This is a genomic window from Parasutterella sp. St.1A3 (assembly GCF_059728705.1).
In genome coordinates this window covers 1,960,449-1,983,623 of record NZ_BAAGFK010000001.1, presented here as the reverse complement: position 1 = coordinate 1,983,623, position 23,175 = coordinate 1,960,449, and the positions used below count along the sequence as shown (strand labels likewise).

Genomic DNA, 23,175 nt, shown 5'->3' with positions numbered 1-23,175 from the left:
CCCAATTAACGGACTTGAACTGTACAGAGTTCTTCGCCGTCTTTAGACATAACGTGTGTGGCGCAGGCCAGGCACGGGTCAAAACTGTGGATCGTACGGAGGATTTCCAGCGGCTGGTCAGGAATACCAACCGGTGTGCCGAGCAGAGCGGCTTCATAAGCGCCGAGCTGGCCCTTCGGATCACGCGGGCTGGCGTTCCAAGTGGAGGGAACAACCGCCTGCCAGTTTTCGATAACGCCGTCTTTAATGACGCACCAGTGGCCAAGCGCACCGCGGGGAGCTTCGGCCGGGCCGACGCCTTTAAGGGCGCCCTGAGGCCATGTGCTCGGTTCCCACTTGCTCATATCGGCAGCGACTTCATCACCCGCTTTAATGTTGGCTTCGAGGTCGTTGATGAATTCGAGCATCATGTCGGCAGCCATTCTGCATTCCAGGCCTCTGGCAAGCGTACGGCCGAGGGTGGAGAAGAGGGCTTCGACAGGAACGCCGGCTTGCTTGAGCGCCTGATCAACCAAGTCTTTCTGACGCGGCATGCCCTTCGCATAAGCGACGACCATACGTGCAAGAGGACCGGTTTCCATCGCGTGACCGTTCCAGCGCGGAGCTTTAATCCAGGAGTAGCGGCCTTCAGCACCGAGCCACTTGATGTCGGTCTTGGTGCCTTCGTAGTCAACACCGGCTTTGCCGAGATCAAAGTTCGGATCGGTGATACCGTCCCACGGATGCAGACCGGCGTCAGGCTGCGGATATTTGTACCAGGCGTGATCAACGAATTCCTTGATCTGTTCCGGATCCTTAAGGTCAACCGGATGGATTTCGTTGAGCTTGCCGTCGATGATGGCGCCGTTCGGCATGAGCAGGCTCTTTTCAGAGAGGTCATTGGCATACAGCGGGAAATCGCCGTAGCAAAGCAGATTCTGATTGGAGAGTCCGCCGCCGATCTTGAACCAATCTCTGTAGTAGTGGGCCATAGCCATCAAATCAGGGTAATAGACTTCATTGATGAATTTGATGGTGGACTTAGCCACATCGCGCATGAAGTTCATCCAGACCTGGTTGATCATGATGCCCTGGGCGCCGGTGTCGTTCATATTAATCGGGCAGGGAACACCGCCGACCAGATAGTTCGGATGCGGGTTCTTGCCGCCGAGGATCGCGTGAACTTTAACGATCTCGCGCTGGAAGTCCAAGCTTTCGAGATAGTGGGTTACGCCGAGCAGGTTCACTTCCGGAGGAAGCTTGTATGCGGGGTTGCCCCAGTAAGCGTTAGCGAAGATACCAAGCTGGCCGCTGGCAACGAATTTCTTCAGACGGTCCTGAACTTCTTTGAAGTAAGCCGGAGAAGAAAGTGCGTGGCTGGAGATGGACTGCTGCAGTTCGCTGGTCTTTTTCGGGTCGGCGCTCAAAGCGTTGACAACGTCGATCCAGTCAAGGCCGTGAAGCTGATAGAAGTGTGTCAGATGGTCCTGAGCGTAAAGGGTCGCATTCATCAGGTTGCGGATGATGTTTGCGTTCTTAGGAATCTTGATTCCGAGAGCGTCTTCAACCGCACGAACCGCAGAAAGGGCGTGAACGCCGGTACAGACACCGCAGACACGTTCCACAAAAGCCCATGCATCGCGCGGATCGCGTCCTTTAAGAATAACTTCGAGGCCGCGCCACATTGTGCCGGTAGACATTGCGTCGACAATGACATTGTTTTCATCGAGGACGGCTTGCATACGTAAGTGACCTTCGATTCGGGTGATCGGGTCAACAACAACTTTCTTGTTTGCCATTATTCATTTACTCCCATGTCCTTGTTGACTTCTTTTGATTTGGCACGAGCAACCGCACTGGCAGCGGCGTGAACTGCGACGGCAGCGCCGACGACGCCCAAAGCGGCCAAGCCGACTCTGTCAGCTGTGGCTTGGATACCCAGACCCCAGCTCGGCGGAAGGATAGTCGGTTCGTGAGCATAGAAACTGCCCTTATCCCAGAAGTTGTCTTCGGAACAGGCGATGCAGGGATGGCCGGATTCAACAGGCCAAGAGAGCATATCGTTCCAGCGGATTGAAGAGCAGGAGTTGTATGTGATCGGGCCCTTGCATCCGACTTTGTAGAGGCAGTAGCCGAGTTTGGCGCCCATATCGTCGAATTTTTCAACGAACTGGCCGGCGTCAAAGTGCGCGCGGCGATAGCATTTATCGTGGTTGCGCTGGCCGTAGAACATCTTCGGACGAAGCTGAGCATCCACCGGAGGCAGACGGTCATAGGTGAGCATGTAAGTGATCACGCCCGTCATGACTTCAGGAATCGGGGGACAGCCCGGAACACGGATGATCGGTTTGTCTTTGATCACGTCAGTGATCGGGACAGACTTAGTCGGATTCGGTTTGGCCGTGTTGATGCAGCCCCAGGAAGAGCAGGAGCCCCAAGCGATAATGGCTTTAGCGCCTTTAGCGACATGGAGGAGTTTTTCGAGGAAGGGTTTGCCGCCGGGCAGACAGAACATGCCGTCTTCGCCAAGGCAGGGAGAACCTTCAACAGCAAGGATGTAGTTGCCGTAGAACTTTTTCATCACATCTTCAAGGGCCTGATGGTCCTGTTCACCGGCGGCAGCCATCAGGGTGTCGTCGTAAGCAAGAGAAATCATCGAAAGGATGACGTCTTTTGTCAGCGGATGGTAAGAACGGATGAAGGATTCGGTACAGCAAGTGCATTCGAGGCCATGAAGCCAGATCACAGGTGTTCTGGGTTTAGTTTCCATCGCATGAGCGATGTCCGCTGCGCCGTTGGCTCCGAGCCCGAGGGAAGCGGCTGTCAGAGAGCAGAATTTAAGGAAACTGCGTCTCGAGACTCCTTGCCGCCGCATCAATTGATAATTAGTTTCTGTCATAGAAGCATCTTCTCTTTAGTTGCAGGGGCTGCCTTAAGCAGGCAGGGTTTAGATACACACGTATAAAAACTGTTTACCATTCTAAGCGTTTAACCTTATATTTGATAGTTGGCATTTAAAAGCAAAATTATTTTTTAATCATATAGTTATATAAAAAGCCTGGAATTAAATGTAACGCATTCCGTTACATAAAGTTAGAAGATAGACCGTTTTGGGAATAGGTATGAAGCGTGGTCTTCTGAGCTCCAATGGATCGATCTTTTAGCTCTAGTACTCATAAGGTTGGTTTAATCGCGGATTCATAAAATTTAGCCTAACCCGTATTCAACTCATTTCATTCATGCCCAAGGACACTTCCAATTTGGAGCTCAGAGGTATTCGCTGCATCCGAGGGGAACGGCTTTTATTTTCTAAGCTTAGTTTCCGCTGCTCTGCAGGGACTCTGGTCAGGATCGCCGGTCCGAACGGAACCGGAAAGACGACGCTTCTGCGTCTGCTTGTCGGACTTATGCAGCCTCAGGAGGGCGAAATTCTTTGGAATGGGAAGGCGATTCTGAAACTTAAGGAAGAGTTCTGGCAGAACCTGATTTATATCGGTCATTTGAACGGCGTCAAGGACGAGCTGACCGCTCGTGAAAATCTCCTGGTGAACTGCGAGATCGGAGAGCATCCCATTACGGCGGAGCAGGCTGATGAGGCGCTGGAGAAAGTCGGGCTTGCCGGTTTTGAAAACAATTTAACTCGGCATCTTTCACAGGGACAGAGAAGAAGGGTTGCGCTTGCGCGTCTTTATGTCAGCCGGCATGCGCCGTTTTGGGTTTTGGATGAACCCTTTACCGCTCTGGATGTGAAGGCCGTGGACAATCTAGCCAATCTGATTGCTCAGCATGTCAACGAAGGCGGCATTGTCGCTTTCACGACGCATCAAGAAGTGCCGATCGCGGCAAACCGATCCGAGCGGATCGATCTTACAGGCGGACGCTGGCTGAACGCCTCCATAGGCAAAGGCCGTAAAGAGGTTTGATCATGCTGAGGTTATTTATCGCCATTGTCCGACGCGACCTGAAACTTGCACTTCGACTTAAGTCGGACGTACTGAACACGATTTTCTTTTTCATTGTTGTGGTCACGCTGGTGCCGCTTGGCATCGGTCCGGATCAGCAGCTGCTTCGCATGATCGCGCCCGGCGTTGTTTGGGTCGCCGCTCTTTTGGCTGCGCTTCTGTCTCTTCCGCGCCTCTTTAATAATGACTATGCGGACGGAACGCTCGAGCAGATGCTGCTTTCGGGAGAACCCCTGACCATTATTGTGATTGCCAAAGTTTTCGCACACTGGCTGACGACCGGTATCCCGCTGACTGTCATTTCCGGTCTGTTGGCACTGATGTTTGACTTGGAAACGGACGTGGCTTTGGTACTTATGAGCGCGCTTTTCATCGGAACTCCGGTTCTGAGTTTGGTCGGAAGTGTGGGCGCGGCGCTTACGCTGGGCCTGAGAGGCGGCAGTGTTCTGACATCTCTTCTGGTTCTGCCGCTTTATGTTCCGGTTCTTATTTTCGGCGCGGGTGCCGCTGAAGCAGTCTCGGTCGGAATTTCCGCGACCGCTTATTTCCTTATCGTCGGCGCGCTGACGCTGTTTTCGCTTGTGGTCATGCCGATTGCGACTGCGGCAGCCCTGAGGATCGCATCAGATTGATAATTTAGAGTGTATTGAGATGACTAAACCCTTATCACTTTTCACAACCGAGCGCATGTACGCGTTTGCCGGAAAAATGGTGAAACCGTGTTTTATTTTGGCGCTGATGGTGATTCTGGCCGCGCTGACCGTCGGCTTCATTATTGCGCCGGTGGATGCCACACAAGGCAACTCGTACCGAATTCTTTACATTCATGTTGCGTGCGCCTGGATGGCGATGCTGCTTTATGTCGTCATGGCGGTGTACTGCGCGCTGGGTCTGATTACCCAGAACCGTCTTTGGCCGATGATTGCTGCGGCTTTAGCGCCGACCGGCTGCCTGATGGCATTCCTTTCGCTCTGGACAGGTTCTCTTTGGGGCCGTCCCACATGGGGCGCCTACTGGGTTTGGGACGCGCGTCTCACAAGCGCTCTGATCCTCTTCTTTTTCTATCTCGGCTACATTGCTCTGCAGAACGCAATTCCCGATTGGCGCCGTGCCGATAAGGCCTGCGCGGTCATCGGCGTCGTCGGCGTGATCAACGTACCGATCGTTTATTTTTCCGTTCAGTGGTGGAACACGCTGCATCAGGGCGCGTCGATCACCTCTTCAGGCTCCTCGATTCATCCCATGATGCTTACCGCACTTTTGCTGATGGTCGCAGGATTCTGGCTTTATACATTCGCTGTTACCTTTGCCCGTCTTCGCTCGATTATTTTGGAGCGGGATAAAAACCAGCCATGGGCTCAGGAACTCGCAATTAAAGGAGAACTCTGATGGGACAGTGGGAAAGCATTTCAGCCTTTATCTCCATGGGAGGTTACGGACAGTATGTCTGGGGTAGCTACGGCATGGTTTTATTTTGTTTTATCTGTGAAATTGTCGGTTTAGTCAGGCGCCGCCAGAAAGCAGCCAGAGAGCTGCTGATGGAAGCCAGAGCGCATCAGTCGGAGGAAGATCTATGAACTCGAGCCAGAAGAAACGTCTGAGTTTGGTCGCGGGAGGCGTCGTTATCTGCGGCGCTGCTGTCGCATTGGTTATGAACGCGTTTGAGGAAAACCTTGTGTTCTTCTTCTCGCCGTCGCAGGTTGCGGCGCATGAGGCGCCCGAGGGCAGAGCTTTTCGTATCGGCGGCTTTGTTCAGGAGGGCTCGGTGGTTCGACAGCAGGACGGCGTGACCGTACGTTTTGAAGTGACCGACACCGCGCACAGCGTTCCTGTGACCTACAAAGGCAGCCTGCCGGATCTGTTTAAGGAAGGAAAAGGCGTGGTTGCGCAGGGCAAGCTGATGAATGGTACTTTTGTTGCCGATCAGGTGCTTGCCAAGCATGACGAGAACTATATGCCTCCGGAAGCTGAAAAAGCCGTGAAAGAGGCGCATGAGAAAGCTCATGCCAAGAATGCAAAAAAGGAGCTCTAATAAATGATTCCGGAGTTAGGACACTTTTCCCTGATTTTGGCGCTGATCGCCGCGATGATTCAGGGAATTCTGCCGCTTGCCGGCACAGCGTTCGGCGTTAGAAGCTGGATTAATGTTGCGCGCCCGGCGGTTTTTGCCAACGCTTTATTCTGTCTGATCGCTTTCCTGTGCCTTGGCTGGAGTTTTTATGTGAGCGACTTTTCCGTGATGAACGTCGCAAACAATTCCAACAGCATGCTGCCGTGGTTCTATCGGCTGTCGGCGACATGGGGCTCTCACGAAGGTTCAATCCTTTTATGGACGCTTCTTCTTGCGCTTTGGGGCTTGGCGATCGCGCTCTTCTCGCGTCGTCTCCCTGACGAAGTCATGGCTCGCGTCATCGGCGTTATGGGTCTCATATCTGTTGGTCTGACACTCTTTATGCTTTTGACGAGTGATCCGTTTATTCGTCTTTTCCCGGCCGCCCATGAAGGCCGCGACCTGAATCCTCTGCTGCAGGACCCGGGTATGGTATTCCATCCGCCGCTGCTTTATATGGGTTATGTCGGTATGGTTGTTCCTTTTGCCTTCGCGGTCGCAGCGCTTTTAGGCGGCAGACTTGACGCGGCTTGGGCAAGATGGACGCGTCCCTGGACAAGCGTCGCCTGGATTTTCCTGACGCTCGGCATCGCCCTGGGTTCCTGGTGGGCTTACTACGAGCTCGGCTGGGGCGGATGGTGGTTCTGGGATCCGGTTGAAAACGCTTCTTTCATGCCTTGGCTGACGGCGACGGCTCTGCTTCACTCTTTAGCGGTTACCGAAAAGCGCGGAAGTTTCAAAATTTGGACAGTGCTGCTTGCGCTGATCACATTCTCGCTTTCGCTGCTTGGAACTTTCCTGGTTCGTTCCGGTGTGCTGACATCCGTGCACGCTTTCGCAACCGATCCGCAGCGCGGTCTCTTTATTCTTGCACTGCTTGTTCTTGTCATTGGCGGATCTCTTCTTCTTTTCGCTTGGAGAGCGCCGAAGGTCGGCACCGGCGGTTCCTTTGAACTCTTTTCACGCGAAGCGATGCTGCTCGTGAACAACGTGCTTCTGGTTGTTGCGATGGCCGCTGTTCTTCTCGGCACGCTTTATCCGTTATTCATCGACGCGCTGAACGCAGGCAAGATTTCTGTCGGACCTCCGTACTTTGATTCCGTTTTCGGACCGATCATGATCCCCGTCATTTTGCTGATGGGTGTTGGACCGCTGGTACGCTGGAAAGACGCCAATGTGACAGATCTGGTCAAACGCGTGGCATGGTGCTTTATCGCAGCATTGGTCTGCGGCGCGGCGATTCCTCTTGCTCTGGGCTGGCACACCTGGACATTTATCGGTCTCTCACTCGCTTTCTGGGTTCTCTTCACCTTTATTGAAAGCCTGAGAGAGGGTATTCGCAATTTCAAAGGAAACTTCTTCGGCAAACTGTTTAAGCTTTCCCGCGCCTGGTGGGGCATGTCGATCGCTCATTTAGGCGTCGGCGTCTTCATTGTCGGTGCCGCAATGGTCATGACCTACGCGCTGGAGCGTGATGTTACGATGACACCGGGGCACGATGTTTCTGTTGGCGAATACGTCTTCAAATTTAATGACGTCAAGACCGGCATTCGCGGACCTAACTTCCTCGCTGACGAAGGACAGTTTACGGTTTACAAGAACGACAAAGAAGTTGCGCAGCTGAGTCCTCAGAAACGCAAATATTTCTCGAGCGAAATGCCGATGACTGAAGCGGCAATCTCCTCAAGCATTACCGGTGATCTTTACGTTTCCATGGGCGCACAAACCGCCGAAGGCGCTTGGGTTGTTCGTGTGTATGACAAACCTTTCGTCACATGGATTTGGTGGGGCTGTCTGATTATGTCGCTCGGCGCGCTGATCGCAATCTTGGACAGACGTTACCGCGCACGTTCGCGACGCGCCAAACAGGCATAAAGGCAGGATTGAATTATGAAAATGAAATACATTATTCCGCTGGTTATTTTTCTGGCGCTTGCCGGCTTCCTTATGGTCGGTCTTCAGCATGATCCGAGAGAAGTTCCCTCTCCGCTGATCGGCAAACCCGCACCTGAATTTTCTCTGCCGAGATTGGACGATCCTTCTAAGAAGGTCACCAAGCAGGACATGCTGGGCAAGGTTTGGCTTATGAACGTTTGGTCCTCCTGGTGCGGCTCCTGCCGTCAGGAACATCCCATCATGGTCAAAATCGGAAAAGACGGACAGAAGATCGTGCCGATCATCGGTCTGGATTACAAAGACAAAGATGCTGACGGTTTGAGATTCCTTCGTCAGGGCGGAGATCCCTATGACTTTTCTATTAAGGATCCGACCGGCGAAGTCGGCATTGAGTTCGGCGTGTACGGCGTGCCTGAGACTTTCGTGATCGATAAGAAAGGCGTGATTCGCTACAAACAGATCGGTCCGATCACTCAGCAAGCCTGGGATAAGACCATTCATCCTCTCATCAAGGAGCTTAAAGCAGAATGATTAGAAAGTTTTTACTTGCCCTGATGCTGGTCGTGAGCGCAGCTTCCTGCGTCTTTGCCCAGCAGAGCACGCCCGCTCCTGATGTCAAACCGACAATTTTGGATCCGGTCGCCAATAAGCGTGTTGCGGAAATCTCCTCGCAGCTGCGCTGTCTGGTCTGTCAGAACCAGTCTATTGCGGACAGCAACGCTGAACTGGCTATGGATTTAAAGAAACAGGTCGTCAAACAAATCGCTGAAGGCAAAAGCAATCAGCAGATTATTGACTTCATGGTTGATCGATACGGAGATTTCGTTCTTTACAACCCGCCCTTTAAGCTCAGCACTCTGCTTCTGTGGGTCGGACCGGCGCTTTTCTTTGTTCTTGCGCTTACCGCATTATTCTGGACTTTGGCAAAGCGCAAAAAACAGAAAGCAGTTCCGCTGACTGAAGAGCAGCGCAAGCGGGCAGAGGCCTTGCTTAAAGGTCAAATCAATAAAAAAGGAGACCATTAATGCTGACCTTTATTCTTTCTGCGGCCGGTATGACTCTGGTCCTTCTTTTGATTATTGCGATTCCGCTGATTGTGAACAACAAGCGGAACAAGGATGCCGATGAGCTGCCGCAGGTTAATCTGTCCATCTATCGCGATCAGTTCAAAGAGCTTGAAGATGAGAGAGCGCGCGGCGCGATTTCTCAGCATGAATTTGATGAGAGCCGCTCCGAGCTTGAGCGTCGTGTTTTGGAAGAGTCTGTTCCGGAACAGCTCGCTGAGAGTGGAAATTCCAAGATCGGCACATATACGGCGATTGGACTCTTCCTTTTGATTCCGCTTTTTGCCGCAAGTCTCTGGGCGGCTACGCAGCATATCGGCGATTTCCGTCTTGACGGAGGCCGCAACGAAGGAGTCGCGGACTACACCACCGGTCAGATGATTCGTCAGCCCGGTGAAATGCATGACATGAATTCTGCGCTTGAGAAACTGAAGGCGCATCTCAGAGAAAATCCCGGTGATCTCAACGGCTGGATGATGCTCGGCCGCAGCATGCTCACGATGAAGAACTACGGAGAGGCTGCCAGTGCGTTTGAGCGCGCCAATCAGATCGCTCCCGGAAACCCTGTCGTGATGACTGACCTTGCAGACGCGATCGCTATGGTTCAGGGTCAGGATCTGAGCGGCCGTCCCTGGGAGCTGATCAACGCGGTCCTTAAGAAGGATCCGACCAATTGGAAAGCTCTGATGATGGCCGGTTCCGATTACTTCAACCACGGCGACTACAGAAAAGCCGTGATGTATTGGGAGTTCCTGCTGAACAACATGCCGTCCAATGATGGACGTCGCGACGGTGTGATCGCAAGCATTCAGGAAGCGCGCCATCTGGGCAATATTGTCGGACCGGTTAAAAACACACTGGGTCTCGGCGCAGCTTCTGAAGACATGGAAAATCACATTCCTCTTATGAGCCAGATGACTAAGAACGGTACGGCGCCTCTCAGCCAGAGTCCGGTGCCTGCAAAGCAGGAAACGACAAAACCGACACATCGCATTTCCGGCGTAGTGGAAATTTCTGAAGCGCTGCATGAGAAGATGGGCGGCCTGGACACCCTGTATGTGACGGCTCGTCCCGCTAGCGGAGGCAGAATGCCGATCGCGCAGCTGAAGATAAAAGTGCTTAGCTTCCCGGTTCACTTCACTCTGGACAATACAATGCTCCCGCCGATGGACATGGGCGGTGGTACGCTCGATCAGCATGAAACAGTTATGGTGACTGCGCGCTTAGGAAAAGCCAATCAGACAATGCCCGCAAACGGAAACTTTGAAGGCAGCAGTGGTCAGCCGGTCAAAGTAGGCGATGAGAATGTCAAAATCACACTTGACTCTATCCTAGCCCGCTAATAAAGACGAGCATTGCAAAAACCAGGACGGCTTTACCTAAAGCTCTTCCAGTTTTATTATTCCTTATCTTCCGTTTTTTTATATTTTTTATTTTTTGCAGAGAGAAAAAATGCTTAGGAGAAAATTAATTCAAATCATCGGAGCTGGCGCTATTGCAGCCTCTCTGTATATGCCAAGTGCATTTGCGGCTCAACTGAGCACACCTTCTTTTACCATTGAGCTCAGTGGCGATTGGGAAAGCCAAAAGCTTCCCGCCAATATGGCTCAGCCTGGAGTTGAAACTTATCTGCTCGCAAGCAAAAAAGCCGGTGTCGGTATTCTCTTCAATATCATGAAATCCGATATGAAGCCAAAAGAAGCGATTCAGGTAATGGCAGACAATTTGAAAAAACAAGGAATGAGATTCACGATGAATCCGATCCAGCTTCCCGGTCAGGATGCCTACCAAATGGCTTACACCACCCGAAATGCCCGTATGAAGAGCACGGCTTATGTCGCCGGAAATGGAAAGCGTTTATCCAATATCACAATCATGGGACCGAAGCAGTCCGAAGCGCTTGAGGTTTTAAAGACATTGACGCCGAAAGAACAAGGCGTATTCCCGAAGTTCTAATTCGGAACTCTATAAAGAGGCAGGGTGCACAGGCGCTCTGCCTTTATTACTTAAGCTTGTACTGATAACGTACTTCCTGATAAATATTCATCGGCTCTACGCCTGTGGAGTGGGGTCTTTTGACGAGTCCGCTGCAGGCCTTGACCGCGTAGAGCGCGGCCTCGTCAAGTTTAGATGAGCCGGAACTCTTATAGAGCGAGGTATGTGTAAATACGCCGTTGGCGTCGACCTGAATTTTGTAGAGTGCGATACCGATAAGCCTTGCCGAATCCGGCATGAGAAATCGTCTCGCATGTATGCAGAGTGAAACGTCCTCTAGGTACTGTAGGTAAATCTCACGCTTCTTATCTGCAATTTTCTTTTCCGTCAGATTGTTTTCGGAGAGTGATTCCATTCCGATGGATTCGCCGCTTGGGGAAGCAGCGGCTGTAGAGGTTTCCAGTTTGACAATGACGTTCAGCGGCACATCTTCGGTCTCATATTTGGGAGAAGGAAAAAATATGAGGCCGAAACAATGTACGGCGATCGCGCAGGCGATACCGATCTTCAGAGTGTCGCTTGCCGTTTCATTCATTTTTCTGCCCTCGGAGCTGTGGCAACATGCAGTTTTTCTCCGCCGTGCTGACGCACTGTGTCCACAAGATAAATCATCTCGCCCGCAGGCGCTTTTGGATCAGCCATCAGAACGATCTGACCGGGTCTGGCTTTGAACTGCATAATAATTGAGGCGAGCCGTTCATCAAGTTCTTCTTTTTTCGTGGGAACGCCGTCACAGAGAAATGTTCCGTCCCGGTTGAGTCTGATTTCAACGACGCGTCCGGAAAGCGCTTTGGAAGTGCGGGCTGCCGGTAAATCAAAGTCAATAGAATGGACCGCGAAGCTAGCCGCGAGAATAAAGAAAATTAATAGAATGAAGACAACATCGATCAAAGAGGTGAGATCTGTTGTACCGTCCTGGTCCGCTTGCGGTTTAACTCGAAGCATAGAGTCCTCCTTGTCGTCTTCAGTCCTGTGATTCCTTAAGAAGGATCGCTGTGTTGGAGAGTCGATTGAAGAAATCCAAGCGTTCAGCTTCGATCGATAAGAAGACTCGGTAGCAGAGAATTGCGAGAATAGCGATGATGAGGCCTGTCGCGGTCGTGATGAGCGCCTGCCAAATTCCGTCAGCGAGCAGTTCCATGTCGATGCCGCTTCTTGACTGAGCGACCACTGCGAAAGTCTGGATCATGCCGATGATCGTGCCAAGCAGACCGAGAAGCGGAGAGACGCGTCCTAATGTGGCAAGAAGGGCGCAGCGCCTTTCTAAAAACGCGGCTATATCGGTGACGGCTTCCGTTAGGTATCCTTCGTAAAGAGCGGCTTTCTTTTCGCTTTGGAGCGCGTTTGCGTAGGATTTAAGCCAATCGGTTTCGCGGAGGATTTCAGCGGCCTGAGCGTTGTTTCCAGAGCGAACCGCTTCGGAGATTTTTTCGCGCTGAGTCTTATCCGGCATCGGATTCCAGATCAGTGTCAGAGAGCGGTCAATAATGAGCGCGAGCACAATAACAGAGATGAGAAGCAGCGGGATCATGACCCAGCCGCCGGCATAGATCAGAGACATTTTTGTTTCCTTATCGCGGTAGAACCGGCCTGAGGCTTAAGTCCTTTTCCAATAATAGTAAGCCAGCGGTCACATGCGAGTAAATCTTCTCGAGCTTCGCTTACCGTCAGCATCCCGTCCGTATACTGAACCTCGCAGCATCCTTTTTCGCGGACGTCAACAATTCCTTTGGCTCGGAAAATCTTTCGTCCGGACTGCCGAATGATGGTTTCTATTTGATCTAATTCCACGGGTTCGCCGAGCATGACGGAACAAGTTTCATAGACGCTCGCGCCCGGTTTCATCGCAAAGCCCGCGTTGCTGAGAAGCATGGTGTCTTCGCCGGGATTATGTTTTCTCGAAGTAAAGAGACCGTATTTTTTGTCAATCCAGAGATTGAAGAAATGATCGAGCGCGGCGAAGTTGGCGTTTCCGTTGGCGGAAATCACGGTGAGCGCTTTTTTATTCATTGCCCGAAGGCTGTGAACAAGGCCTTCAAGACTATCGTCACAAACCAAATCCGCTTTGCTGATTACGAGCACGTCGGCTCGTTCGATCTGGGCTTTTCTCAGTTTATCGCCGAGGTATTCCGGATGAGAAATCAGGTTTGGAGCGTCCGCGACGGAGACGACGAGACCAATCTTGCAAATGTCGGAGAGTTCTTCAAGTGAGTGCACCACGTTATCAGGATTAGCAAGTCCTGTGGTTTCAAGAATCATTTGATTTGCGGGTGTGCTTTCGATTAAGCGTAGGATGCCGGGACGAAGACTGTCCGACAGAGAGCAGCAGACGCAGCCGTCATTGAGTGCTTCTACACAGGTTTCGTCTCCGATCAGCGCGGTGTCCAGATCGATGTCGCCGAATTCATTTTGAATCACGCCGGTAAAGCGTTCACGGGTATGCAGAAAATTCAGCCAGTTCTGAAGAAATGTGGTTTTGCCGGAACCGAGAAATCCGCAAAGGATATGGATTAAAGGCTGTTCGGCTAAATCAATCTCATCGGGCCGATAGGACAGAGGAGGAGCTTTTAGAGAAATGAAGTCTGAGCCGGTATCCTCTTCTTCGTCTTCAAAGACGGAAAGCCCGAATTCGGCTTCGATGAAATAATTATTTCTATCCGGTGCCGCTCGGCTCTTTAAGACATGCAGCCGGCCTTCTGTCTTGAAGACTTCTGCAAAAGAATGGTACAGAGCGGCAAAAAGCGCTGACAGCATGCGTGCGGGACGCATGGGTCGTTCGGTAAAGCGCGGGTTGCGTTTTGCGGTCCGCATGGAAAGATTAAACCCTTCTTTGTCACGCCTGAAAATCAGGCTGAGTGTTCCGACTCGGAAATCTTCGAATTCTTCGACATATTTGGAAAGTTCCCGAATCTTTGGAATATGGGCGTCGTTTTCGTAAAGCGCTTTCATATCTTCGGTCAGATATGAAAGGGTAGTGTCTTCAACAGGGAAGGCGTATAAGGAGCATGTGGATGCGATCGCCTCATCGTCATACTCTTCTCCGTCGAAGACAATACCGTAGACAAGATCGCTGTTTGCCAGCCTCATGGTCCAGGAAAACTTCCCGGCGTTTGAAGGTAAAAAACCTCGCCATCCCAGACTTCTTGCAACTCTGCGTTCAAGGTGAATCTGCATGAAGAGGTTGTGAAGAAGCGTCGAACCTTCGTTTTGCGACGCAGGGGAAAGATCTCTTGGAATTAAGCAGTCTAACAGCATATTATTTTCTTTCCCCGCCCTCTGCGGGGTGGGTGTTTAAGTCAATCAGCTCGGGAAGACGAGGGTGTCTCCGTTGCCTAAGTAGTTAGTGGTCTTGGAGCGGAACCGAGCCGTGCCCTGCACAACCGGATAGCCGGCGTCCACGAACTTCTGGGCGGTGATGAGGCCGGTACAGTGGTTGCAGCCGACCTTCTCGAGTTCCCACTTCTTCAGACCGATAACAAGGTCGTCATACTTCGGATCCCAGTCATCGAACGGCGAGATGTGCAGACCGCCGTAGAGGCCGTAGAACTTGTCTTTTTCATAGGCAATTTCTTTGTAGGCCGTGTCCGCAAAGAGGATGATGCCCTGATGGCAGCATCCGGTGATGGATACCAGGCCGACATCCTTCACGTTGCAGTACATCGAGAGTTCGCCGTACACCTTGAAGATAATCGGGCATTCGAACTGATAAAGCGCGACACCTTCCTGGATCTTATGGAGTCCCTTCGGAACGTCTGTAACCTTGCCGACGTGACCGCAGTTGGCCATGTAGTGCTTGCCGGAAGGATAGAAAGTTGACGGGCGATAGACCGGGATGTTGGGGCCGTATTTAGCTACAACAGGGAATCCGAAGTAATGGTCCATGTGTTCGTGCGTGGAAATGAAGGCTGCGATCTCGTTGTTGGCGAGCATCTTGTCAATGCCCTCGCGCTTGAAGCACTGGTCCATCCACTGATAGTTCCAGCCGCAGTCAAAGAGATACTTTGTCTTTGTACCATCAAGCGCTTCAATTTCAACGAGGCAGGAATAACCGCCTGCATTGTCTGCGTGTTCGCTCAGTTCACGAGTGATTTCCCATGCTTTGTCCAGATCTTTGGGCAGATACGGAGCGATGTTTTTCATGCCTTCTTCATAGGTGCCTTTGCCCGGACCTTTGCCGTTGCCGAACGGCGGCCAGTTGTACGTGTACTGGTCCACCAGCAGGCCGCCTGAAGCGGTTACGTCCTGCATGAAGATACTGTTGTCGAACCAGCTGGTTTCGGAAATATTGGTGATTTTGACAGACTTGCATACGCCGATGTCTGCGGTGCCGCGATTCACATCGGGAAGGAACGCGGTACGAGCCGGAGAGTAGGAGTATGCGCCCATGGCACCGACTGTGCCAACGCCTGCTCCGAGCGCTAAGCCCTGGATAAAGTTACGTCGTTTCATAATGTGTTCCTTTCTTATTTAATCGACCAATGTGAAGATCTTGCTGCAGATCGGCAGTACCCAGACCACTGCGAAGTAGAACGCGATACCGCAGGCGATGCCGCATACGAGACCGGGGATCATGTCGCCTCTCCAGACAGCGCGTTCTTCAACTTCTTTTTCAAGCAGCTTCACTTCTTCAGCTGTGCGCATGGTTAACTTCCATCCCGGCCAACCGTCCATGAACCACCAGTTGATGAGCCAGATGTCGATGAGCCAAATCATCGGAATCATCGGGAACTGCTGCGGGTGAGAGAAGCCCTTCTGTGTTCCGAGGAAGAAATGACCGTACTTGTAGTACAGGCAGTAAATCGCGATACCGCCGAGCAGAACGATCGTGGAGCGAATCAGAACGTTGACGGGGGTGCTGAATTTACGAGGCCAGTTGCCGCAGTAGAACTGCAGGAAGAGCGCCGGAACGAGGAAGAAGATCGCTGTTTCGCCAACGTGCAGCCAGCGCCAGTCGGGAGCTGCGTCGCGTCTGTGACCGCGAATTGCTTCGCCCCAGGTCAGCTCCTGCATGTACCAGAAGAAGAAGCACAGAGCCCAGGAGATGGCGATGATGCCGAAGAAAAGGGCCAGTCTGCGCAGCCAAGGAGTCTTGATCATTGTGAAGGGATAGCGTTCCCAGATGCCTTCCATGAACCAAACGACGACGGTACAGCACATAATCCAGGCGACGTGGAAGTTTGCGGACACGGTCTGAGCAAATTCTTCCCAGTACGGAGGCGCGATAGAAGTGAAGTACTGCCACGGATAGTAAAGGATGCCCATGTGGTTGTGCATCGTCATGAAGTAAATGACGAAGCTCAGGCAGAATGTGCCGAGCCAAATGGAGAAGCCTCTTGCCGGCTGCTGAAGGTTCTGCCAGGGACGTCCTTCAAGGGCGACGACCCAAGCCGGGGAGATCCAGGAGGCGATCACGGCGAACATCATGCAGGCCTGAGCGGCGTATTCCGTCGCATAGAACTCTGTCAAGCCTTTGAGCTTAAGAAGCTGCTGAGGATTGAAGTACGCAAACGCGGTGTTGCCGAGTACGGCTTGGAAGAAGCCGTGAATCATCATGATCATGATGGCGACCGAGATGAAGGACAGCACCAGACCTTTCTGAAGCGGATGAGCTTTTTCGAGCCAATTGCGCTTGAAGGGCCAGAAGTCAAAAATGTAGGCCATCCAAATTAGGATGATCAGCCACCAGCGGCAGTAGTTATAACCCACATACGGTGTGTAAAAACGCATCACGCCCCGCGGATCCTGGAAGATCCACCAGGTGATGGCAAATATGATGAGAGTGAAGATGAGGTTAGCGATGGGAGCGATGGGACCCGACCACCGCTTGACTAGCTTTCGCTGCTCAAGATAAGGCAATGGATGTGTCATCTTATTTTCCCCTTAGGTTTTAGGTGAACGTACCGTTTAAGGAGACGGTTATTTTTATGTGAGAAGACACGAGCGAAAAAGCTGAAATGTCAGGTCAATAATAGGAGGTCCTACGAATAAATCGTCCCTTTTACTGAGTACACCCCCAGTCTACAAAGCGCACTTGGGTGGGGATATTAGCGTAAACACGCTAGGGAAAACACTTGAGTTTAGGGGATAAACGATTGGAACTGACAAGAATGCTCAAAAATCAGGGAATTCGAGAACGGGAAACTTGGATTTTTTTATCACATCCAAAAGGAAAAATAAAAAAGATATTGGGTGAATATCCTAAACAAATATTTTCATTTATTTACAAATGGGGAGGGGTGTGTTAAAATAAAAAGATATCTTTTGAAAATATGTAGTTAATATTCAAACAGATAAACCTCCTCTTGCTCATGGGCGTGTTCAATAATTATTTCGCCTTCGATTCAATTCTGCTTCCGCAAGATTTTCGGACAAAAGCGTTCTTGATACAAAAGAAATACCTTCCGGCGCAAAATGAAAAAGGCCCGGAAAACCGGGCCTGTCGGACAAATTAAAGCGCTAACGAAAATTATTCGTAAACAACCTTATTGTTCTTCATGAGGGACTGCAGATATTCCTGCTGCTTCTTTAATTCAAGACCTTCCTTTATTTGATTTTTGACGCTGTCAAAGTCGGGGAAGGAAGCGTTGCGAATGTCATTGACTTTGATAATGTGCCAGCCGAATTCGCTCTGAACGGGCTGCTTGCTGACTTCGCCTTTCTTCATGCCTTTAACCGCGTTGGCAAAGGAAGAGACAAACACGGCAGGACGGTTCCAGCCAAGCTCGCCGCCGTTGTCCTTAGCGCCCGGGTCAATTGAGTACTCTTTGGCAAGAGCAGCAAAGTCGCCGCCTTTAGCAAGTTTGTCCTCAATCATTTTCGCGGTCTTCTCGTCTTTGACAAGAATATGGCTTACGTCGAATTCCTGGCTGCCTAAAGCGGCTTTTTCCCGGTCATAACGGTCTTTAACTTCTTTGTCTGTGACCGGATGCTTTGCAAGTTCATCACGCAGAACCGCTTCCTGAAGAATACGGAAGCGAGCATAGTCAAGCGCGAACTGAACTTTCGGATCTTTGGTGATGCCGCGTTTATCCGCTTCCTGTTCTACCAGCGCGTTTGCGACTAGGTTTTCTGTGATCTGCTTGCGTGCCTCAGGAGTGTCTTTACCGCCGTTAGCAATGAGCTGAGCGATCCACTGATCCTGCAGGCTCTTTGGAATCGGTTTGCCGTTAACAGTTGCGATATTCTGAGCGGATACCGTAAATGCAGCACAAGCCAGCACAGAGGCAATAAAAAGTTTTGTTTTAATCATTTCAAGTTCACCGATGAATTAATAGCAACTCGATTCTAGGACGGTTGCAGGATAAATGCTGAGGAGTCATGCCCAAATAGGATTAACTATCAAATTATTTTCAGCAAATGACAATTTTTTTCATTTTTCTCGCCAACGAAACCGCAAAAGTTTGGCCGACTTCGGACGGAGATTGATTTGTTTGAGCTTCAGAGATGGAAGCCGGCAGGAGAGCGAAGTTTGTTCATTTGTCATTTTCTTTGAATAGCGATCTGTAGATGACCTCCAAGACGAACAGCATAGAAGAAATTTTTTAAGAGACGTAATGATCAGACAAATAGGAGGATATACATCTATTACTAAGGAGGTACCCGTCGGTTATTTGTGGGTATTCCTCTTTTCATTATTCAATTCTTACGAGAAACTTAAACCTGCAGTAGCCCCTTTTGTTGCATACATCCTAAGGCCTAACTATGAGAAAACTACAATTTCTACCCCTTGCGGCCGCCCTTTCACTGCTCGGTTTCTTTGGCAGCGCATACGCGGCTCCGGCAGCAGATGCCAACTGTACAGCATGTCATGCCAATATCGGCGCAATGCACAGCGGATCCAAACATGAACAGCTGGCCTGCACAACCTGCCATGATGGTACTGCCGAACATCTGAAGAATCAGAAACAGCATCCGACCGTTTCGATGAACCCGCAGCAGTGCGGCACCTGTCATCAGAACCAGTTCGATTCGATGTACAAAGTTAATTATCACCGCACTGCGCGTGACTCCAAGAAGAATTACGGCAACATCGCGCCGAACCCCTTCTTTGACGAAGCGCTCGGAGCGCACGGCTTTGTGAAGGAGCATGATCTGCCGAGATCTCATGCGTTTGCCGCCGTCGACCAGTTCATTTGCGACCGCGCTTTCGGCGGACGTTTTGAGCCCAAAGAAGGCTGGCTCTTCAGCGGTGACGAAGGCGGATTCTTCGGCGTATGGGAAAAGCTGAACGACACCGTCGAAGGCAACGCTCAGAAGCCGCATAAGCCCGGTACAGCCGCAGCCGCCAATCCCGTCTGCTGGACCTGTAAATCGACTGACGTCATGATGGACTGGGCCTACCTTGGTGATCCTAAAGCCGGAGCCAAGTGGAGCAGAGCTTCCAATCCGGTCGATCTGGTACACAACATCAATCACTCTGTGAACTGCAATATGTGTCATGATCCGCACAGCGCTAAACCGCGTGTTGTTCGAGACGCTTTGATCCAGGCGATGACACGCACCGACTATCCGACTCTGTATTCGGAATCGGCTAACAAGACACCGATCGAAGTGAAGGATATGGGTCTGCGCGGCTTTACCCGCAAGATTGCTATCCTCGGAAAGTCTGACAGCAAATTGATGTGCGCTCAGTGCCACGTTGAATACAACTGCAACCCGGGTACAGATCCCTCGACCGGCAAGCCCATTAAGATGGATGATCCGCGTACGAATCTCTTCCCGCTGGTTGACGTCACGAAGATCGATGATTTCTACAAACACGCTTCTTTCAAGGACTTCAAGCACAATCAGACCGGTGCGCTTCTGACAAAGATGCAGCATCCGGATGCTGAAATCTTCTGGAATTCCAAGCATGACAAACTCGGTATCGGCTGCGCTGCCTGCCATATGCCGAAGGTCAAAGATGCGAACGGAAACGCCTATACATCTCACTGGGCAACGACTCCGAGAGCTTATATCCAGGAAACCTGCCTGCAGTGCCACAAAGATAAGAGCGAAGCTCAGATGAACCGCGTGCTTGACTCCATGAACGCTCATTACATGGGCAAACTGCGCGAAGCCGAAGGTTCGATGAATCAGATGTTCATCGCGTTCCGTCAGGCTAAAGACGCCGGCGTCAGCCCCGATGTCATCAAACAGGCTCAGGATCTGCACTCTGTTGCGCACACCAACTGGGAATGGTGGACTGCCGCCAACGGCGCTTGGTTCCACAATATGCCTCAGGCGAAGGCTTCTTTAGCTAAGTCTGTTCAGGCTTCTCAGCAGGCAACGAAACTTCTTCGCGACGCGGTCGCTGCTAAAACAGCTCCCGCAGCCGCCAAGTAAGCTTCTGCATTAACCCACAGCATTGTCCCGCCCGAGCGGGACAGTGCTCAGGAGAAAACTATGACCGACAACATGTCCCAAATTTTGTTTTACGGAGCGGCTGTCGGTCTTTTACTTATTTTGGAAGCCGCCGTCTGGCGCGGCTTTAAATCTTCGGCAAAGCGCCGCAGCGACTCAGCTTCCGACGCGCTTACGCTGAACCGAATCGTCTATCGCGACGAACTAAACGAACTTAACGCCGATCTCGCTTGCGGCCGCATTACTCAGATGCAGTTTGAAAGCGCTGTGCGTGAGGTTGAACGCAGAGCGCTTGAAGAAAACGCCACAGATGATGCTCTCTCGGTAACCGCTCCGATATGGTCCGACTGCGCATCAAAAGCAATTCTTTTGCTGCTTCCGATTCTTGCGCTGAGCCTCTATTTTCTATTTGCCAATCCGTCGCTAAATAACTACTGCGGAACACCGAACGCGCAGAAGACAGAACAATATGACGCGTCGTACGCCAAAACGGTTCAAAAATATCTTAAAGAATCTCCTAAGGACGTCCGCGCCTGGGTGTTCTTATCAAACTATCATGCTTCCCGACAAGAGCCGAGCAAGGCGCTGGAAGCGATGAACAAGGCCTTTGAATATTCTCCCCGAGGCGTTGCGTCTGAGCCCGGTCACATTCTTCAGAGAGCGCTTCTGATGCTTGACACGCATGACCCGATGCAAAGCGGCAATGCAATGAAAGAAATTGAACGAGCGCTCACGATTGCGCCTGAAGACACGCATATTCTTGAGATTGGCGGAAGCGCGGCTTACACATTAGGTGATTACCGTACCGCAGTGCGGTATTGGAGCACGCTTCTTGAACTGATCGGACGAGAGTCCCCCCGAGCCGCTCAAATCCTCGACGCGATATCGGATGCCCGCAATCGGGAATCTATGAGTTTCGGTTCGATGTTTATTCGCTGACATGCGCTCTGAGCGACATCTCACAGCGCTTGCAGTCAAAGTAGGCGGTCATCTTAATTTTTCCGCTTTTTAGAACAAGAGGTGTCGGCTTAATCTTCTCGCCTCTGGCTTTGGCCTGCTTCGGACAGATATTCATTTCGTGCCGTATGCAGTAGCGGCAGCGCATAACTTCTGCCTCCGTGTCGCCGAGTCCTTTTTCAAAAGCTTCCTGATTCATATGCGCGCCGTGTTTCTCGTAAAACTCACGTGCTTTGCTATTCATCACATTGGCGTGATAGTCGAGTTCCTGAATCGGATATTGGGCGCTGTTTTCAGAAGCCTTCTGAAGGATCGGACGCTTGGCAAGGCGTTCCTTTTCCAGCTTTTTAATTAAATCTCGTCTGAGCTGATTCATGGCGGAGGCGGGGAGGAACTTCACCGCTTCGCACTGAAGCGAAACATCAGAGGCAGTAAAGTCGGAGTTTCCGAGTTTCTTTAACGAGCTGAGCAGCTGCTCCTTGGCCCGTTCTTCGTTTTTTGCGTCCGCAAGATCCGCGTCACTTCGGATTTCAGCCCGATGGTGCTGACCGTCTTCAGCGCAAAGCGTAAGTCCCCTGTCATCCATCTTGGCTTCAATACGGATCGGGATTTTGCGAAGCGCGGTTTCTGCATTCATCTTTTTGACCCACTGCGCGTCCTTATTGCGCATGAGTTTGAGACCGGGTTTTAATCCCGGAATGGAGACGCAGGGTTCGCGCGTAAATACCTCCCAGAGGCCTTCGTCGATAAATTCGGCTCGATTAATCAGGAAACCGGAAAGTTCGCCCGTGTCGCTGAAGAAGGTTAAACCGTCTCCGTTATGAAGTTCTTCTTTGGTTTTTACAGTAAATGAGTTTCTGGATACGGATTTCACCGAACCAATCACAGAACCAGAATTTTTCGGTGTATCCGCGGCACTCATCCTGTCGCTTCTGCCGTTTGTAAAGTAGTCGGTCGCGCCTCGATTAAAAGCGCTCTCGAGTGACGGCTCGAAATTTAAGGTTACGCGGCCGTCGCTTTCCTGTTCAAATTCCGGATGCGTTTCGATAAAACGGTCGATTTCTCTGCGATAGAAAGCGGTAGTGTTTTTAACGTAGGAGAGATCTTTGTAGCGTCCTTCGATTTTGAAGCTTCTGACGCCCGCTCTGATCAGCGCTTCGAGGTTGCCTGACTGATTGTTGTCTTTCAGGGAAAGAACGTGTCTGGAGCGGCACAGCGTCTCTCCGTTCTCTTCCTGTACATCAAAGGGGAGTCTGCAGATTTGCGCGCAGTCGCCTCGGTTGGCGCTTCTGCCTTTAAAGGCCTGGCTGGCGTAGCATTGACCGCTGTAGCTGACGCAGAGCGCGCCGTGAATAAAGAATTCGATCCTCGCATGGGTGAGCGCCTGTGACATCTCTTGGATTTCTTCAAGCGTGAGCTCCCGCGCCGGCACGATCTGAGAGAAGCCGACAGATTCGAGAAACTGCGCTTTTTCCACCGTACGAATATCGCACTGAGTGGACGCATGCAGCTGAATCGGCGGAAGATCACACATGAGCAGACCCATATCCTGAACAATCAGGGCGTCAACGCCTGCGTCGTATGCCTCATGCGCAAGCCGGGCCGCTTCTTCGAGCTCCCTGTCGCTGAAAATAGTGTTCAGCGCCATATAGACGCGGCCGTTAAAGCGGTGTGCGAAAGCGCACAGCCGTTCAATTTCCGAGATGCTGTTGCCGGCGTTGGCTCTCGCGCTGAAAAGCGGGCCGCCGATATAGACGGCGTCAGCTCCGTGTTTGAAGGCTTCAATACCGATGTCCGCGGTTTTACACGGCGCGAGAAGTTCGAGGATATTGTTCATAAGAAACGAGCCCGCATGCGGGCTCCGTAAAAA

General features: G+C 51.4%; 22 protein-coding genes. 12 read left to right on the top strand and 10 right to left on the bottom strand.

Going from position 1 to position 23,175, the window contains the following annotated elements; genetic code table 11:
- Positions 1-5: 5 nt before the first annotated feature.
- Positions 6-1,778, bottom strand: coding sequence for a nickel-dependent hydrogenase large subunit (locus tag AC6I1F_RS09200; protein ID WP_160334393.1), 1,773 nt, complete (start codon positions 1,776-1,778; stop codon positions 6-8).
- Positions 1,778-2,878 carry a hydrogenase small subunit gene (locus AC6I1F_RS09195; RefSeq protein WP_160334392.1) on the bottom strand — a complete coding sequence of 367 codons (1,101 nt, stop codon included), beginning with the start codon at positions 2,876-2,878 and terminating at the stop codon, positions 1,778-1,780. Before AC6I1F_RS09195 ends, AC6I1F_RS09200 begins: the two co-directional genes overlap by 1 nt.
- 361 nt (positions 2,879-3,239) lie before the next feature.
- On the opposite strand from AC6I1F_RS09195, the gene ccmA reads away from it, so the two are divergent.
- The 10 genes from ccmA (at position 3,240) to AC6I1F_RS09145 (ending at position 10,967) form a co-directional block, all read left to right on the top strand.
- Positions 3,240-3,902 carry a cytochrome c biogenesis heme-transporting ATPase CcmA gene (ccmA, locus tag AC6I1F_RS09190; RefSeq protein WP_290373199.1) on the top strand — a complete coding sequence of 221 codons (663 nt, stop codon included), beginning with the start codon at positions 3,240-3,242 and terminating at the stop codon, positions 3,900-3,902.
- A gap of 2 nt (positions 3,903-3,904) precedes the next feature.
- The gene (ccmB, locus tag AC6I1F_RS09185; protein WP_160334390.1) at positions 3,905-4,573 is read left to right on the top strand and encodes a heme exporter protein CcmB; all 669 of its coding nucleotides are present in this window, start codon (positions 3,905-3,907) and stop codon (positions 4,571-4,573) included.
- A 19-nt stretch (positions 4,574-4,592) separates the two neighbouring features.
- Positions 4,593-5,330 carry a heme ABC transporter permease CcmC gene (gene ccmC, locus AC6I1F_RS09180; RefSeq protein ID WP_160334389.1) on the top strand — a complete coding sequence of 246 codons (738 nt, stop codon included), beginning with the start codon at positions 4,593-4,595 and terminating at the stop codon, positions 5,328-5,330.
- The gene (gene ccmD / locus AC6I1F_RS09175) at positions 5,330-5,518 is read left to right on the top strand and encodes a heme exporter protein CcmD (RefSeq protein ID WP_160334388.1); all 189 of its coding nucleotides are present in this window, start codon (positions 5,330-5,332) and stop codon (positions 5,516-5,518) included. Before ccmC ends, ccmD begins: the two co-directional genes overlap by 1 nt.
- On the top strand, positions 5,515-5,973 hold the full coding sequence (ccmE, locus tag AC6I1F_RS09170; protein ID WP_160334387.1) for a cytochrome c maturation protein CcmE: 459 nt from the start codon (positions 5,515-5,517) through the stop codon (positions 5,971-5,973). Before ccmD ends, ccmE begins: the two co-directional genes overlap by 4 nt.
- 3 nt (positions 5,974-5,976) lie before the next feature.
- The gene (locus AC6I1F_RS09165) at positions 5,977-7,926 is read left to right on the top strand and encodes a heme lyase CcmF/NrfE family subunit (protein WP_160334386.1); all 1,950 of its coding nucleotides are present in this window, start codon (positions 5,977-5,979) and stop codon (positions 7,924-7,926) included.
- A 15-nt stretch (positions 7,927-7,941) separates the two neighbouring features.
- Positions 7,942-8,478 (top strand): DsbE family thiol:disulfide interchange protein, encoded by a 537-nt coding sequence (locus tag AC6I1F_RS09160; RefSeq protein ID WP_160334385.1) that lies wholly within the window; start codon positions 7,942-7,944, stop codon positions 8,476-8,478.
- The gene (locus AC6I1F_RS09155; protein WP_251569731.1) at positions 8,475-8,972 is read left to right on the top strand and encodes a cytochrome c-type biogenesis protein; all 498 of its coding nucleotides are present in this window, start codon (positions 8,475-8,477) and stop codon (positions 8,970-8,972) included. The genes AC6I1F_RS09160 and AC6I1F_RS09155 overlap by 4 nt, the downstream gene beginning before the upstream one ends.
- Positions 8,972-10,354, top strand: a complete 1,383-nt coding sequence (ccmI, locus tag AC6I1F_RS09150; RefSeq protein WP_251449982.1) for a c-type cytochrome biogenesis protein CcmI — start codon at positions 8,972-8,974, stop codon at positions 10,352-10,354. Before AC6I1F_RS09155 ends, ccmI (AC6I1F_RS09150) begins: the two co-directional genes overlap by 1 nt.
- 109 nt (positions 10,355-10,463) lie before the next feature.
- The gene (locus tag AC6I1F_RS09145) at positions 10,464-10,967 is read left to right on the top strand and encodes a Tat pathway signal protein (protein WP_251569732.1); all 504 of its coding nucleotides are present in this window, start codon (positions 10,464-10,466) and stop codon (positions 10,965-10,967) included.
- A 46-nt stretch (positions 10,968-11,013) separates the two neighbouring features.
- Here the strand turns inward: AC6I1F_RS09145 and AC6I1F_RS09140 are convergent, their stop codons facing one another.
- The 7 genes from AC6I1F_RS09140 to AC6I1F_RS09110 all read right to left on the bottom strand — a co-directional run bounded on the left by AC6I1F_RS09140 (position 11,014) and on the right by AC6I1F_RS09110 (position 18,255).
- Positions 11,014-11,541 carry an energy transducer TonB family protein gene (locus tag AC6I1F_RS09140; RefSeq protein ID WP_160334381.1) on the bottom strand — a complete coding sequence of 176 codons (528 nt, stop codon included), beginning with the start codon at positions 11,539-11,541 and terminating at the stop codon, positions 11,014-11,016.
- The gene (locus AC6I1F_RS09135) at positions 11,538-11,951 is read right to left on the bottom strand and encodes an ExbD/TolR family protein (protein WP_160334380.1); all 414 of its coding nucleotides are present in this window, start codon (positions 11,949-11,951) and stop codon (positions 11,538-11,540) included. Before AC6I1F_RS09135 ends, AC6I1F_RS09140 begins: the two co-directional genes overlap by 4 nt.
- 19 nt (positions 11,952-11,970) lie before the next feature.
- Entirely contained in the window at positions 11,971-12,567 is a 597-nt protein-coding gene (locus AC6I1F_RS09130) for a MotA/TolQ/ExbB proton channel family protein (RefSeq protein WP_160334379.1), read from the bottom strand.
- Positions 12,558-14,261, bottom strand: a complete 1,704-nt coding sequence (locus AC6I1F_RS09125) for a CobW family GTP-binding protein (RefSeq protein WP_251569733.1) — start codon at positions 14,259-14,261, stop codon at positions 12,558-12,560. The genes AC6I1F_RS09130 and AC6I1F_RS09125 overlap by 10 nt, the downstream gene beginning before the upstream one ends.
- 45 nt (positions 14,262-14,306) lie before the next feature.
- Complete coding sequence (locus tag AC6I1F_RS09120) at positions 14,307-15,455, bottom strand: MBL fold metallo-hydrolase (protein WP_160334377.1); 1,149 nt, start codon at positions 15,453-15,455, stop codon at positions 14,307-14,309.
- Positions 15,456-15,473: 18 nt separating this feature from the next.
- Entirely contained in the window at positions 15,474-16,874 is a 1,401-nt protein-coding gene (locus tag AC6I1F_RS09115) for a hypothetical protein (protein ID WP_160334376.1), read from the bottom strand.
- A gap of 598 nt (positions 16,875-17,472) precedes the next feature.
- Positions 17,473-18,255 carry a peptidylprolyl isomerase gene (locus tag AC6I1F_RS09110; RefSeq protein ID WP_251449988.1) on the bottom strand — a complete coding sequence of 261 codons (783 nt, stop codon included), beginning with the start codon at positions 18,253-18,255 and terminating at the stop codon, positions 17,473-17,475.
- A gap of 452 nt (positions 18,256-18,707) precedes the next feature.
- Here AC6I1F_RS09110 and AC6I1F_RS09105 point away from each other — a divergent pair, with 452 nt between their 5' ends.
- Both AC6I1F_RS09105 and ccmI (AC6I1F_RS09100) read left to right on the top strand, forming a co-directional pair.
- Entirely contained in the window at positions 18,708-20,330 is a 1,623-nt protein-coding gene (locus AC6I1F_RS09105; RefSeq protein WP_251449990.1) for an ammonia-forming cytochrome c nitrite reductase subunit c552, read from the top strand.
- 60 nt (positions 20,331-20,390) lie between these two features.
- On the top strand, positions 20,391-21,287 hold the full coding sequence (gene ccmI, locus AC6I1F_RS09100) for a c-type cytochrome biogenesis protein CcmI (protein ID WP_251569738.1): 897 nt from the start codon (positions 20,391-20,393) through the stop codon (positions 21,285-21,287).
- On the opposite strand, the gene AC6I1F_RS09095 is transcribed toward ccmI (AC6I1F_RS09100), so the two are convergent.
- Positions 21,277-23,142, bottom strand: a complete 1,866-nt coding sequence (locus tag AC6I1F_RS09095) for a peptidase U32 family protein (RefSeq protein WP_251449994.1) — start codon at positions 23,140-23,142, stop codon at positions 21,277-21,279. The genes ccmI (AC6I1F_RS09100) and AC6I1F_RS09095 overlap by 11 nt on opposite strands.
- Between the last annotated feature and the right edge of the window lie 33 nt (positions 23,143-23,175).